Origin of the sequence: Mucilaginibacter ginsenosidivorans (assembly GCF_007971025.1) — a bacterium.
GTDB lineage: Bacteria > Bacteroidota > Bacteroidia > Sphingobacteriales > Sphingobacteriaceae > Mucilaginibacter > Mucilaginibacter ginsenosidivorans.
In genome coordinates, this window is sequence record NZ_CP042436.1 from 2,812,312 (window position 1) to 2,826,844 (window position 14,533).

The 14,533-nt window shown below is 47.6% G+C and carries 12 protein-coding genes; 5 read left to right on the plus strand and 7 right to left on the minus strand.

What is annotated here, in order from left to right; all coding sequences use genetic code 11:
* The first annotated feature begins 202 nt into the window (after positions 1-202).
* From FRZ54_RS12870 to FRZ54_RS12880, 3 genes are all read left to right on the plus strand, one after another.
* Complete coding sequence (locus FRZ54_RS12870) at positions 203-652, plus strand: DUF2147 domain-containing protein (protein ID WP_147032007.1); 450 nt, start codon at positions 203-205, stop codon at positions 650-652.
* Between the two features lie 127 nt (positions 653-779).
* Positions 780-1,235 carry a DUF1801 domain-containing protein gene (locus tag FRZ54_RS12875; RefSeq protein ID WP_147032008.1) on the plus strand — a complete coding sequence of 152 codons (456 nt, stop codon included), beginning with the start codon at positions 780-782 and terminating at the stop codon, positions 1,233-1,235.
* A 61-nt stretch (positions 1,236-1,296) separates the two neighbouring features.
* Positions 1,297-1,740, plus strand: a complete 444-nt coding sequence (locus FRZ54_RS12880) for a DUF2147 domain-containing protein (RefSeq protein ID WP_147032009.1) — start codon at positions 1,297-1,299, stop codon at positions 1,738-1,740.
* A 60-nt stretch (positions 1,741-1,800) separates the two neighbouring features.
* Here FRZ54_RS12880 and FRZ54_RS12885 read toward each other — a convergent pair whose 3' ends face one another.
* The 7 genes from FRZ54_RS12885 to FRZ54_RS12915 form a co-directional block, all read right to left on the minus strand.
* Positions 1,801-2,376, minus strand: coding sequence for a YceI family protein (locus FRZ54_RS12885; protein WP_147032010.1), 576 nt, complete (start codon positions 2,374-2,376; stop codon positions 1,801-1,803).
* A gap of 120 nt (positions 2,377-2,496) precedes the next feature.
* Positions 2,497-2,955: a VOC family protein gene (locus tag FRZ54_RS12890; RefSeq protein WP_228462470.1), complete on the minus strand. Its 459-nt coding sequence runs from the start codon at positions 2,953-2,955 to the stop codon at positions 2,497-2,499.
* Positions 2,956-3,013: 58 nt separating this feature from the next.
* Entirely contained in the window at positions 3,014-3,298 is a 285-nt protein-coding gene (locus tag FRZ54_RS12895; RefSeq protein WP_147032011.1) for a hypothetical protein, read from the minus strand.
* 65 nt (positions 3,299-3,363) lie between these two features.
* Positions 3,364-3,939 carry a T9SS type B sorting domain-containing protein gene (locus FRZ54_RS12900; protein WP_147032012.1) on the minus strand — a complete coding sequence of 192 codons (576 nt, stop codon included), beginning with the start codon at positions 3,937-3,939 and terminating at the stop codon, positions 3,364-3,366.
* 125 nt (positions 3,940-4,064) lie between these two features.
* Positions 4,065-7,517 (minus strand): YVTN family beta-propeller repeat protein, encoded by a 3,453-nt coding sequence (locus FRZ54_RS12905; protein ID WP_147032013.1) that lies wholly within the window; start codon positions 7,515-7,517, stop codon positions 4,065-4,067.
* Between the two features lie 130 nt (positions 7,518-7,647).
* The gene (locus FRZ54_RS12910) at positions 7,648-12,192 is read right to left on the minus strand and encodes a putative Ig domain-containing protein (protein ID WP_147032014.1); all 4,545 of its coding nucleotides are present in this window, start codon (positions 12,190-12,192) and stop codon (positions 7,648-7,650) included.
* 91 nt (positions 12,193-12,283) lie between these two features.
* A complete protein-coding gene (locus FRZ54_RS12915; RefSeq protein ID WP_147032015.1) occupies positions 12,284-13,450 on the minus strand; it encodes a hypothetical protein in 1,167 nt (388 codons plus the stop codon).
* A 149-nt stretch (positions 13,451-13,599) separates the two neighbouring features.
* On the opposite strand from FRZ54_RS12915, the gene FRZ54_RS12920 reads away from it, so the two are divergent.
* The gene (locus tag FRZ54_RS12920) at positions 13,600-14,322 is read left to right on the plus strand and encodes a DUF5020 family protein (RefSeq protein WP_147032016.1); all 723 of its coding nucleotides are present in this window, start codon (positions 13,600-13,602) and stop codon (positions 14,320-14,322) included.
* A 50-nt stretch (positions 14,323-14,372) separates the two neighbouring features.
* Positions 14,373-14,522, plus strand: coding sequence for a hypothetical protein (locus tag FRZ54_RS24485; protein ID WP_187359619.1), 150 nt, complete (start codon positions 14,373-14,375; stop codon positions 14,520-14,522).
* Positions 14,523-14,533 lie beyond the last annotated feature (11 nt).

The window sequence follows — 14,533 nt, forward strand, 5'->3', positions numbered from 1 at the left end:
AAGAAATATAGGTTTGTTTCAAATATAGAAGTGATTTCGGAAATCGGAGGTTCATCCTTCAACTTTTATGGTAAATGTATGTAACAAACCTGTTCCCCGCTATCGGTCGAAAATCTGGAAAATGTTGTAAACGAGTAAAGTAGCTGACAAAGCGGGACAGCAGGCATGGTTTACTTTGTACCGTTGACAGCTATTATTTGCCATGATGTTAAAAAGCCTTGTATTTGTATTTTTTATTTTGGGTGGATTGCGATCATCAGCAAGTATGGTACCCGAAAGCGACCGGATATGCGGCAAATGGCTAGCCGCTGAGAAAAACCTTATCGTACAGGTTTATAAAGAGGGAGGCCAGTACCGGGCGAAGATCATTTGGTTCAGCGATGATCCTTCCTATCCTATGAATGAATGGCGCGACTCGTGCAATCCCGATCCCGCGTTGCGAACACGGAAAGTTTTAGGGATGGATGTGCTTCGCGATCTGAAATATGATGAAAGCAGCAATACCTGGGAGGAAGGAATGATCTACGACGCCAAACACGGCAGAGAATGGAACGCTTCTGTTTATATCGACCGCAACGGGTTACTTAAGGTTAAAGGCTACTGGCACTTTAAATTTATAGGGCGAACGCTGGTATTTAAACGGGTGCCGTAATCCAGGCGTTTCGTTCAACAATTAGTCTTCGGGCAAAGTAAAATAAAAAGTGGCGCCTTCATCCACTTTATCTTCTTTCTTTGATCTAAGAATTTAGCTATATTCATATCAAGTAAACCGAATTACTATGCAATCTCCGGCCAAAACACCCGAAGAATATATCGCCTCGCTTCCGCCCGAACGGAAAGAAGCGGTTAGCAGAATTCGCGAAGCAATATTGAAAAATCTTCCCGCGGGTTTTGAGGAAACCATGGGATACGGCATGCTGGGCTATGTGGTACCACATTCCATATATGCCAAAGGTTATCACTGCGATCCGAAAGTGCCGCTGCCTTATATGAACCTGGGGTCGCAAAAGAATTTTATTGCTTTGCACGCCATGTGCGTTTACGGCAATAGCAAATTGCACGAATGGTTTGCACAGGAATATCCCAAACACTGTAAAACAAAACTGGATATGGGCAAAGCCTGTATCCGCTTCAAAAAAATGGACGACATACCTTATGCCCTTATTGGCGAACTGGCCTCCAAACTTACTGTAAAGCAGTGGATAGATATTTGCGAACAGGCAGTAAAAAGGTAATTTAAACATTTTATTTCCGTGCTGTTAACATTAAGCTATTTTCGCTTGTTGTCACACTACCATGTTCAAAAACATCTTCATAACACTTCTTATCTTTTTCAGCCCGCCATCCACCGGAACAACGCCTCCAAATGGCGACCGTATATTGGGTAAATGGATTTCGTCGGAAAAAAACCTGGTGGTACAGGTATATAAAAGCGGGGACAGGTTTAGGGGGAAGATCATCTGGTATAAGGACGACCCGGCAAAGGCCATGGACGAATGGACCGACAAACATAACCCTAATCCGGCATTACGCAGCCGTAAAATATTGGGTATGGATGTATTGCGCGATCTTAAATATGATGCCGGCGACGATACCTGGGAGGACGGTATGATATACGACGCCCAGCACGGCAGGGAATATAATGCCTCGGCTTATATCGATAAACAGGGGGTATTAAAAGTGAAGGGTTACTGGCACCTAAAGATTTTTGGGAAAACCATGACCTTCAAACGGATTTAGCAAAAAAAAACGCCCGGTTGTACCGGGCGTTTTGATCAATGTGTGCGTTATATCGGGATATTAATTTGCTTTGGCAAATTCTCCCGAAGCCTTGAATGTAACTTCGTCACTCAGCATAGGGGAGCCAAATTTGCTGCCGAAATTGAAATCAGAGCGTTTCAGGGTGCCTGTAACCGAAAAACCTGCATCAGGCGCTTTGCTCATCGGGTTGGTAATTGTACCGCGGTACCATAGGTCGACAGTAACAGGTTTCGTAACCGCACCTAAAGTCAGGTTGCCGGTAACTGTGTAATGATTAGCAGCCGCAGGTTTGATGGACGTGCTTGTAAATGTCAGTGTAGGGTATTTTGCCACATCAAAAAAGTCAGGGCTTTTCAGGTGACCGTCGCGCTGGTCAACCCCGGTATTTACCGACGCAGTATTGGCAGTGAAGGATACTTTAGCATCGCTGAAATCAGGCTTTGATGCAGTGATGGTAGCGTCAAAATCTTTGAATGTACCGTCAACATCAGACACGGCAAGGTGAGTAATAGTGAAAGTTAAATGCGAATGCGCTTTATCAACCTTCCAAGTGCTTTGTGCAAAAGTTGCCGTGCTTAATAAGGCTGCGGCAATTAATAAAAATGTCTTTTTCATTTTGATTGAATTCGAGTTTTTTAATTTTTTATGCCGCAAATATAAATGTAATTTTTCTATTACATGTTTAAACATCTATTAAATTGGTCTGCAAAGTGTAATTTTTTATTTAGGAAATGATCATTTGTCGTTGTTCACCTCAATCCAGTAACCATCCGGGTCCTGGAAATAGATCTGCAACACGCCATCGGCCCGCAATAGGGTCTTTTTGTAATTGCCCTGCCAGTCGCCGTATTTTATATTATATTCATCAAGGCGCTTCATAAAGTCGGGCAGCGATGCCACTTTGAAACATAGATGGTTATTAATGTTGTGCTCTTCGGTGGGGCAGTTTCCTGCTATAACATGCAGCGCAGCGCCGCCACCAATGCTGAACCACTGGTGTACCGTATCTTTAAAGGGATTGGGTATTTTTTTTAGTTGCATTACATCGCTGTAAAAAGCAACACTTTTCTTCAGGTCGTGTGTGCAAATGGCAACATGGTTAACGCTCGGAGCGTTGGATTGGGCCATGCAAAAAGATGGCAGGCCCAACACGAACAAAAGCGCCTGCAGGCGGAAAGTTTTAATGATCTTCATAGCGTAATGACTAAATACGGTGGTTTATTTTTGTACCGGCAAAATACAAAAAAATGGCTTAGTCGGCATTGGCCAGCGAAATTATGGCGCCGTTGAGATGGAAAAAATGATCAAGAGCAGCTTTGTTGGGCGCTACATCTACCTGGTCGTTCGCTGAAGGGATATTGTGCAGGTTCCAGTCTTCAATATCGATCAAACCTGGTTCGGTGTGATAATGCGAGTCGCTATTCGGGCATTTTACTACGTATTCCGCAACGTCTGCCATGGCGATAATAGGGCGGGCGCCGCAATATTTGCACACATTGCACGAAACGGATTCAGGAACAAGAATATAACCACGCATAATAATATTATTTAATACGGAAAATTCGGGAGGGAGGTTGCTGTAAGCGCTGTATGCCTTAAATGTTACCTCAAAACGGCCACATAGCCGGCTAATTCTTGCGCGCCGGGCTGCGTGTCGATAACGTAATAATAAGTCCCTACCGGTACAAGCGAGCCTTTATAGGTGCCATCCCATGCTATCGCATACCCCCTCGACTGGAAGACCAGGCTGCCATTGCGCGAGTACACGGACACCAGGCATTGCGGGTAGGCAGACAAACTTTCGATGTTCCACACATCGTTAACACCATCACCGTTCGGGGTGAACACGTTTGGTATCTGGACAGAAAGAGGAGATAGTTTAACCGTTAATGTACCCGGCAAAAAGGTGACGGTGTAATTAGCCGCTTCGGCGCCGCCCACAACAATGGGGTATAGCCCAACTGCCGAATTTGCTGTTGCCGTAGTACTTATTGTTAACGGTTTGGTGAAAACAGCCGGTCCCTCGTTATTTACAAAACCGTAGTAAGTAACCGTTAACACCGGGTTTGGCTGCCCCTGGTATTTTTCCTGGTCGTTAGCAGCTATCACAAGCGATGCGGGGTTAACCGTACTATTGGGTATAGCAATGTTAGCGTCAGGCACGCCGGCACTGGTCATCAAGAAATTCCCCGAATAATCGCCCACGGGGGTGGTCGCGGCCAGGCGGACGTAGATGACGGTATTTGATACATTCCCCGAACCTCCGATGGTAATGGTACTGCTGAAATTGATATCATTGACGCTTACCTCGAATCCTGCCGGGGGGTGATGGTGATAGGCGAGCTAAGATTAGTGCCCGATACAGAGAAATTGCCCGGTGAAGAAGGTGTGCCATAGGTAGTGACCAGTCCATCCAGGGTACCGGTAGCTGTAATGGCCGATGGCACAATAACGGTAACACCGCCACGTACATAGGAAATGATGTAATTGGCGGGGTTAAAGGTACCTCCGGCGGCGTTGCTGGCCGTCACTGCACCCGGGTAAAAGTTAGGCGGGTCTGTTGCTGCTGCGCCGGCGGTGTAAGTTATGGTCACACTACCGATGGTCTCATTATTTTGCAGACCGAAAGGGGAAAATGCCGTCGAGCCCGGTCCACCGGTGAGCACTGTACCAAAAGGCTTATCAACATTGTTGGCTGTAATGGTCAGTGCCGCAGGATTAACCGTACTATTCCCTGTAGCCACATTGACGCTTGCCGCGCCGTTACCGGTTAGAACTATATTCCCCGAATAATTCCCTGCATTGGTTGTTTGGGCTAACCTTATATAAACCGTTGTTGGCGCAATAGTGCCCGCAGCCCCGACGGTAACCGTCGCGCTAAAATTTATGTTGTCCGTACTGACTTCGAATCCGGGTGGCGGAGTAACCAGGATTCCCGCCGTCATACCAACCCCCGATACATTGAAATTTGCGGAGGCTGATGGTGTACCGTAGGTTGTGGTTAGTGCATTTATAGAGCCTGTAGCTGTGATGACCGGGATAGCCGCCGGGGCAACGGTAATAGTAAAAGTAACGGGCACTCCCGGGCAAACTGTGCCCGTGGCAAGAAAGTTACCGGCTGAACTGGGGTTGCGGCCAATGTCAACGGCCGACCGGAGCGAGCCAGTAGCTGCGTTGATGATCAATAGCTGGTCGGCACCAAAGCTTACCACGTACAGGGTCGAGCCATCGGCGCTGACAGATATACCATCCGGGGTATAATTTGCTGTGATCGTTGATACCACCGTATTTGTGGCGGTATTGATGACCGATACCGAACTCGAATTAGAATCAGAACTATAAACTTTGGTCCCGTCGGGACTTATGGCAATGCCGGTAGGATTGTTGTCAACCGGAATAGTCGCTACCACTGCATTTGTTGTAGTATTAATGACAGATATTGTGCTTGCCCCCCGGTTGGTTACATAAACAAAACGGCTATCGGGTGTAACTACCGCGTTCGAAGGCGCCGATCCAACCGGGATGGTTGCGGCAATGGCGTTGGTATTGGTGTTTATTACCGAAACCGTATTATCCCCGGCATTTACTACGTAAAGCTTGCTTCCATCAGGGCTCAACGTTATACCCTGCGGGTTCGAGCCGGTACCAATAGTTCCGTTAATTACGGTGTTGTTGGTGGCATTGATAACAGTAATACCGCTTCCGGTCAGGGTGGTAACATACACCCGCGTTCCATCAGGGCTAACGACTATCCCCTCGGGCATGGTTCCAACGGGTATAGTAGCGACGACTGTATTGCCTGCAGCGTTAATTACAGAGACATTATTTGAGCCCTGGTTGCTAACATAAACCCGGGTGCCATCGCGGCTTACCGAAACTCCCCAGGGGCTTGTACCTACCGGGATGGTTGCCACCACGGTATTATTTGCAGTATTGACGACAGATATTGTGTTGCTGCCATAGTTCGCAATATAAGCGTACCCGGCTGTGTGTGGCGTGACGGTAATGGTAGCGGTTACCGGACTTGTGCTGTTATTTACCGCGGTAAAGGCGGCGATATTACCTGTACCACTTGCGGGCAATCCAATACCCGGTGTAGTATTGGTCCAGGAATAAGCATTGCCTGTTCCAGTGAAATTTATAGCCGTTGTGTTGTTACCCGCATTTACCATTTGACTTGTTACCGGGTTAACGACGGGTATCGCATTGACGACCCCGCTCACGGCTACGTTCTGCCCCGCCGCACCGGGCGATGACAGTGTTACATTGCCGGAAATATTTCCCGCGGGATCGGCAGCCGCTGAACGGACGTAAACGATCTTATTTGCCGAACCGGCTGACTGAGTAATAGTAACCGTTTTTGCGTAGCCGGAAGTGGCATTGAGGGATATTTCAAAGCCCGCTGGCGCTGTTGCGGTGATATTGCCGGTTAAGCTACTACCCGAAACAGTAAATTGCTGGATATTAGGACTTGCTGACGGTGAGCCAATACAGGCGGAGATAATGCCTGAAGCCGGGCCGGATGTAATTACTGAAGTAATTGCTGTTGGGTTTACCGTGATCGTAAATGAAATAGGCGAACTTATACAATCATGACCGGCCGATATAAATCTTCCCACTGAAAACGGCGCAAATCCTACAGTAACCGGCGGTAGGAGCGAATTATTTACTGTATTGATTACAGAAATAGTTTTTCCGTTTTCATTGTTTACATATAGCCGCCCGCCATTCGGACTTAACGAAATGCCGTTTGGATGGTCACCTACAGCTATAGTTGCGATGACAGAATTGGTTGCGGTATTTACAACGGAGACAGTATTATCTACTATATTGCTTGTATAAACTCTGCTACCATCCGCATTGACCACAACGGCTACCGGGCTTGTACCTACCTTTATCGTGCCGGTTACCTGATTTGTTGCCGTATTGACCACAGAAACGTCGTTCGACAGAACGTTTGAAACATACAAAACCTTGCCGTCGGTGCTCAAACTTAGCCCATTGGGGCCAGTGCCTACCGGTATTGTAGCGGTTACAGTTCCACTGGCTGTATTGATAACCGACACGGTATTGTCCCCCAAGTTAGCGACATATAATTTGCCGCCATCAGGGCTTAAAGCCACGTCCCAAGGATTGGCCCCAACAACAATTGTTTTGATTACAGTATTGGTCTTAGCATCAATAACACCAATTGACTGAGCATTATAATAGGAAACGTAAACAAATTTTCCGTCCCGGCTTGCTGTTATGCCGCTGGGGGCGCTGCCCGGAGGCGTTGGTACAGTAGCGGTCACCTTATTGGTAATTGCATTAATAACGGAGATAGAAAATGACCCCTGGTTGGTTATATACACCCTGTTGCCGTCGGGCCCAATTGCTACGCCTATGGGCGATTGGCCGACCGGTATGGTTGCCGTAACTGTATTAGTTGCGAGGTCGATCACCGATACACTCGAAGAACTGCTATTGGCAATATAAGCGTATCCGCCTGATTGGGAGGTTGCTGTTATGGTAGCAGTAACGGGTGTTGAGCCGGTATTTACAGCCTTAAAGGAAGGGATATTGCCTGTTCCGGTTGCAGCAAGTCCTATTCCCGGGTTATTATTGGTCCATTTAATTGTGCAGCCCGCCGTGGGAAAGTTTGCCTGTGCAGTGCTTCCCCCGTTGTTAACAGTTTGATCAGTTTGCGCGCCTGCCGAAAGCCATATACAGAAAAGAAAAATTATAACACTTATGCACTGTAAATACCGTTTCATGAGTCTAGGTTATATCTGCACTATTATCTTCCCAATCGTGGTAGTCGTGATAAGTAACTATTGAAATTGACTAAGTGATAAAATTATCAATGGTGTTAAAAATAACAGATATTATTGAAAAAGCGAATACCTATCTCAAAACAGCCACATATCCGGCCAGTTTCGGTGCGCCTGGTTCCGGGTCTATGACATAATAATATGTTCCGGCCGATACCAGGGTGCCTTTGTAAGTGCCATCCCAGGGAACGTGGTAGCCCCGCGACTGGAATACCAGGCTGCCGTTACGTGCGTATACTGACACCATGCATTGCGGAAACGATTCGGTAAGCTTGTCTATATGCCACAGATCGTTTACCCCATCACCATTGGGGGTAAAGGCATTTGGTACCAGGATGGAAAGTGGCGACAAATTAATCGTGAGCGTGCCCGGCAAAAAGGTAATTATGTAATTAGCGGCTACTGCGCCACCAATTGCAATCGGATATTGCCCGACCGGTGAATCAGTGGTTGCTGCAGTACTTATGGACAACGGTGTTGTAAATACCGATTGGTCCTCGTTATACACAAAGCCGTAATAGGTAGCTGTAAGCGCCGGATTAGGATTGCCCTGGTATTTTTGCTGATCGTCCGCTGCTATCACGAGCGATGCCGGGTTGACCGTTAATATTTGTGTGACGGGGCTGGCGGCAAGATAATCGGCGTTGGCATCCTGCGACGCCGTGATAGCTGCCGTTCCTGCGCCGGTAATATGCACCATTCCATTTACGATGGTAGCGACAGCCGGGTTATCGCTTTGATAACTGATCGGAACTTCGGAGTTGGTACTTGTGGCCCCGGGATCGAAATCGGCGTCGCCATAGGTCTTGAAAGCCACAGGAGCAAATGTGATCTCGGCCGGCAAGAGAATATTTTCGAGCACAGTGATGTTTACAATGGTCGAACTGCTGCCTCCGCCATTATAAGCTGTAACGGTATAATCTGTGCCGGGTGAAACTGCTGTGGGTGTGCCGCTTATTGTACCCGTTGGTGAATCGAAGACCAGGCCAGGAGGTAAAGGTTTGTCTATAACATAGCCCGTCAGCGTCAACTTGGTGATCACGTTACCCTGGTTGTTATTATTGGCAAGCCCTCCCCAAAATTCAGTAATATAGGCATTGCCAACAGCGTCAATTACAATTCCGGTGGGCTGGTTGAAGTTCTTATCCGTATTGTTAGGGTTCTGCAAATCACCGGCTGCCGTTGTAACTTTGCCCTGTGGCGTTATCTTGCGTATCAGGTCGTTACCGGTGTCGGCAATAAATAAGTTCCCTTCAGCGTCGATGGCGATGCCATAGGGATGATTAAAGCTTGCAATGGTACCGGGCCCATCCGCAAAACCCTGTGCCCCACTGCCTGCAAATATGCTTACGATACCTGAGCTTATTTTGCGGATATAGTTCTGATCGGAAACATACACATTGCCCGATGCGTCGACGGCTATGCCCTGTGGCTGGTTAAAACTTGCCTGCAAAGCAGGACCGTTGGCGTTGCCTGCCGAGCCGTTGCCGGCAAAGGTGCTTACGATGCCAGCGGCAGAAATTAAGCGGATAAGGTTGTTTTTTTGATCGACCACGTACAGGTTGCCCAATGCGTCGATCGCTAAACCGGTTGGGTTGTTAAAACTTGCCTGCAATGTCGGCCCGTTTGTACTGCCCGCCGAGCCGTTACCCGCGTAGGTGCTCACCAGGCCGCCGGGACTTATTTTGCGTATGCGGTTATTCAGCGCATCAGCTACATAAACGTTCCCCGCGCCATCTACAGCCACCCCGCCCGGGCTGTCAAATAGTGCAGCTGATCCTTGTCCGTCGGCATAACCCGTTTTCCCGGCTTTCCCGGCAAAGGTACTTACAGCCGCACCGAGTGTTATTTGCCTTACCAGCGAGTTGACGGTCTCTGTCACATAAAAATTCCCCGCGGGATCTATCGCTATTGCGATGGGGTACGAGAAACTCGCAGCTTTTCCAACACCATCATTCGCCCCGGGAACACCGCTGCCGGCAAAGGTGCTAACCTGGCTGAAAACTGTATGTGGCACAGCGCCCCCGTTATTGGCGGGACTAAGCGGCTGTATAGTTTTAGTCGTTTTGTAAACCTGGGGAGTTGCATAGGATATATACGGCGGTTGTATGGCATTAGCATCCGCCGGATCGACGGTGATCTGTATCGTAAATGAACTGCTTCCGCTAAGGTTGTAAGCAGACACCGTATAATTGGCCGCAGGCGCGGCGGCGGCAGGTGTGCCGCTGATAACACCCGTAGTTTTATCAAAATTCAAACCAAGCGGCAATGGTTTGTCGATAGTATATCCACCGGTCACGATTTTTCGCACCTGTCCTCCATCAGCCAGGTACAAATTGCCCTGCAAGTCTATGGTTATATCTGTCGAGCCTGCGAATTTTGCAGTTGACGGGTCCCCGTTTACCGCACCCCGCACGCCTGAGCCGGCGAAAGTGCTCACAACACCCGCGGGAGTGATCTTACGTACCACGTAGTTCCCTTTATCCACTACATAAACATTACCGATATTATCGACAGTCAGGCCACCGAGCCCGTTAAACGTCGCATTTGAGCCTGCACCGTTGTTAAAACCAACTGTCCCGTTACCGGCCAGGGTGGTCACATCGCCTGCCGGTGTTATTTTGCGGATCATTTGATTGTTATTATCGGCAACATAGATATTCCCAACCGCATCGATCGCCAGGTAAGTTGGCCCCGAGAATCGAGCCGATGCTCCGTTGCCGTTAGCGACGCCCGGCACGCCGGCCAGTCCTGCAAAAGTACTCACTGTACCATCCGGCGCTATTTTCCGGATGACGTTATTATCGTGGTCAGCTACATAAACATTTCCTCCGGCATCAACCGCCACACCAATCGGATGAAAGAATGTTGCCGTTGCGGCACCGCCGTTTTTTGAGCCCGGCAATCCTGTACCTGCGTAAGTTGTAACCTGCCCGGCTGGGGTTATCTTTCTTATCTCGTTGTTATTAATGTCGGCAACATAAATGTTTCCCTGCAAATCCGTGGCTATCTGGCCGGGGGTGTTAAAAAGCGCTGCGGAGCCCAGCCCGTTTTTGTTGCCTGCTACATCTTTAGTACCGGCAATTACTGTCAGCACGCCGTCGGGGGTTACCTTCATGATGCGTTGAGACGCGTCGCTGACATACAAATTTCGCCCACCGTCCGTTCGTAACCCATAAGGAGCAGAAAACGTTCCGCTCGACCCGGTGCTTCCCGCGAAAGTACTTACTCCGTAAGCATCGGCAGGAACTGCACCGCCGGTATTATTGGGAGCGAGCGGTGGAATAGCCGCACCTGCTTTATAAACTTGCGGGGTTTGATAGGTGATAATGGGCGGCTGCAATACGGGCAACGAATTGGTAACTGCGATATTAACAGTAAATGAACTGCTGCCGCCTGCGTTGTAAGCAGTAATGATATAATCAGTAGATGGAGATATTTGCGTCGGCGTGCCGCTGATGACACCCGTTTGCAAGTCAAATGTTAAACCCGGCGGTAGTGTTTTGTCAATTTTATAGCCGTTCAAGGTTATTTTCCTGATTCTCCGATTTATAAAATCGCCGATATAAAAGTTGTGCGTCCCGTCAAAAGCTACTCCGAACGGGGAATTGAAGCTTGCCGCAAAAGGGGTTCCATCCTTGTACGCCGCATCGCTGTTTCCGGCAAGCGTAGAGATAGAACCGCCGGGCGTTATGCGAATTATTAAATTTTCACTGTAATCGCCGATGTAGATATTGTCCTGGTTGTCAGTTGCCAGGTCGAAAACAATGCCAAATGGCGCATCAGCAGCATGGCCCCCATTGGAACCCGCTGCAATGGTTTTAACAACACCTGCAGGAGTAATCTTGCGGACGAACCAATTATTATCTACCAGGTAAATATTTCCGGCTTTATCTATCGTCATCGGGTTAGGGGCAAGGAACCGCGCCGACGAGCCCGAACCATCTGTTGTACCGGATATGCCGGGCTGCCCGGCGAATGTGGTGACATTACCGGTTTTGTCGATTTTCCTGATAACACGATTATTGTGATCAGCTACGTATAAATTATCTGCATTATCAAACACTATCCCAAATGGTGCATCGAATTTGGCCGTAGCAGTTGTGCCATTTGCAAAACCCCTCGTGGTTCCTGCAAACTTGCTTACCACCCCGGCCTGGGTTATTTCCCAGATAACGCAATTATCAATATCTGATGCATAAGCATTGTTTGATGCATCGAATGCCAGCCCTTGCAGTTGACCGAAGCTGCCTGAAATTGTTGTGACCTGTCCACCTGGCGTTATTTTGCGTATCTTATCGGGGTAATCAATAACATAAATATTTCCGGTCCTATCTATTCTGACCACCTCGGGTCCCGAAAAGCTGGCATCGGTCCCTAAACCATCTATACTTGCACCAGTGCCGCTTCCGGCAAACGTCGTAACCTGGCTTGTAATGGTAGGTACGGCACCCCCTTTATTGGTTGGAGTTAAAGGAGTAATAGGATTGTTAGTAGTATAATTTTGTGGAGTTGGATATGAAATATCAGGTTTTTGTGCAAAAGCTGGTATGGCTCCGTTAAAAATGAGCAGCGTAACGCAAATAACGAACAATTTTAATGGGTAACGATGGGTCATTCAGCATAAATAAGTTTACAAACCGGCTTTTAAAGTTACGAAATTTAACGAATGCAAGTTGCTTGTAAACAACAGGTAGCGGGAAGATTTATCACTGGCATTTGTTGCCCGCTATCCTGAAAAATGTGAAATGGGCGGGAATAACCGTGCTGCTGTCTTTAAATCCTTTAATAGCGAAAACCCCGATATATTTAGGCTGCATTTCAAATTCCTGGCTTACAATTTCTTTAAATGCACCGTTCTCAGTTTCACCCCCGGCATACAGGAACCGGAACTTGTTTCCCTGCTTTTCGATGCGGAGCGCCGAATTCTGCATGAATTTTAACAGCACGGGATTTGCTTTCGCACTATCAGGGAAAAATATTGGTTTGTGTGCTATTTCTTCCGGTTTCCCAAAGCCGTTGCCAAGGCAGGTGATGGCTTGTATAAGTACTTCGGCCGGCTTTTTGTAGCCCCCGAAATTGTCGTTAAAAGCGATGGATAGCCTGATGCTTTTACCGGTAAGCGTTGTGTCTTCAAGCAACAGCAGGCCGGCTTGCTGCCATTCTTCTCTGGGCACAAAATTATTGAGGTGTACTTCGGCGGTGAAGCAATCATAGGGTACTGGCCTTAGAAGCAAGTTCCTGATGCCTTGTTTTTTTGCTGTGCCCGGCCAGTTGTCGCCGTTTAATGTGTATAGTGATAACTGCCCGCGAACAATCGCCCTTTTGTCCCAGTAAACGGGGTCCGGGTCTTGCAAAAACCAACCGTTTTTCGAAAGCGCGCTGGCCGATACTTTTGCAAAATTATCGGTAAACACATCAGCTTTTTTTAGTTTGATGCTGAGCCAAAAGATAAATGTTGTAGCAACGGCTATGATGCCCAGGCTCATGAGTAAATTGTGGCGCCATTTAGCAGGGTGCGTTATGACGACAGCTCCCCCGGCCTTTTCCCTGTATAAAAACCAATAGGGATAATGGCCTTCATCCGTTTTTCTTTTGATCTCGGTAGTGTAGGGCGCGCCCAACACGTAGCGGGCCAAAGTATCCAACGTGGCCACGGAAGGGTTTTCTTCTTTAGCGGATGCATCGCCGGCGATGAAGATGGAATAGTTTTTTACACTCTTCCAGCCTATCGAAAGACCTGTGATATCAAGTATTTTATTGCAGAATAGCTTGCTTTCGGTTTCAGTAACAGGGCCGTCCGGCTTTTGCCCGAAGCACTTTTGCCAGGCTTCCCTGAATAATGCTGCAAAAATAAGGCTGTCCGGTTTGTTCATAAAATGCTTATGCTCAATAAATTAAAACAGATTAACACATTTACGCGAGATTTCCGCATCAATTACGTCCTGTAATTTTCAGCCTAAAGATATTTACAAAAAGCCGGAAGAAAGGTGAATCAATATCCGGCACAGGTAAATTTTATAAAATGAAAGCAATATTGATCTTACTGATGACAGCGTGGGGCCTTACAACAGCGGCCCAAACATTACAGTTCCACTACGACCCAAGGCATACGCTCGATCCGTCGCATAACCGGGCCAATTTCCCAACCATCTATTTCGAATACTTTAAATCCAGGGATACTTCGGGGTCTTTTCTGTTCAAAATGGAAAGCGACCTTAACGGCGCCGCTCATAACACCGGCAAGTTTTATATGCAGGTATCACAGTCATTTAAGTTCTGGAAACCAAAAGTATATATGCAGCTGCAATACAGCGGCGGTATGGGGATAGCCGAGCCCGGCTCCTATGGGTATTACATTACCAATGCGTTTTCTGCCGGGGCCGTATATCCGTTTCAATGGAAAGGGGCCTGGTTCAGCACAGCGCTATCATACACCTATAATTCTTTTAAAAAGCCGAGCCACGATCTTCTTTATTCCTTTTACTGGGGGCGGGGTTTTTGGAATTACAAGTTCGAATTCAGCGGCGATATTGAGCTTTACACTTTGAATAAGAACCTGGGCGATGCCTACACCGGTAATTTGAGTGGCAAAAGGATATCGTTCTTTGGCGAACCACAGGTTTGGTTCAGGATTCACAATGGCTTTGCGCTGGGTTCGAAGATCAATATGTATTATCATGTCCTTACTACGGAGAACCTTTTGCAGGTCTATCCAACTATAGCGGCCCGGTTTAAGTTTAATTAAACAATTTGAATAACTGGCGGTTATACTCTCATCTACTAATACTATGAGTTATGAAAAAGCAAATTTTCAGGCTTCTTGCGCTGCTGATATTCGTATCGGCAACCGTATCAAGCTGTTCAGTTGAATACCGTGAACATCACAGGCACCATTGGGATAATGACCATCGCGGTCATGATCATGATCACGACGACCATCATTAATTAATGGCAAA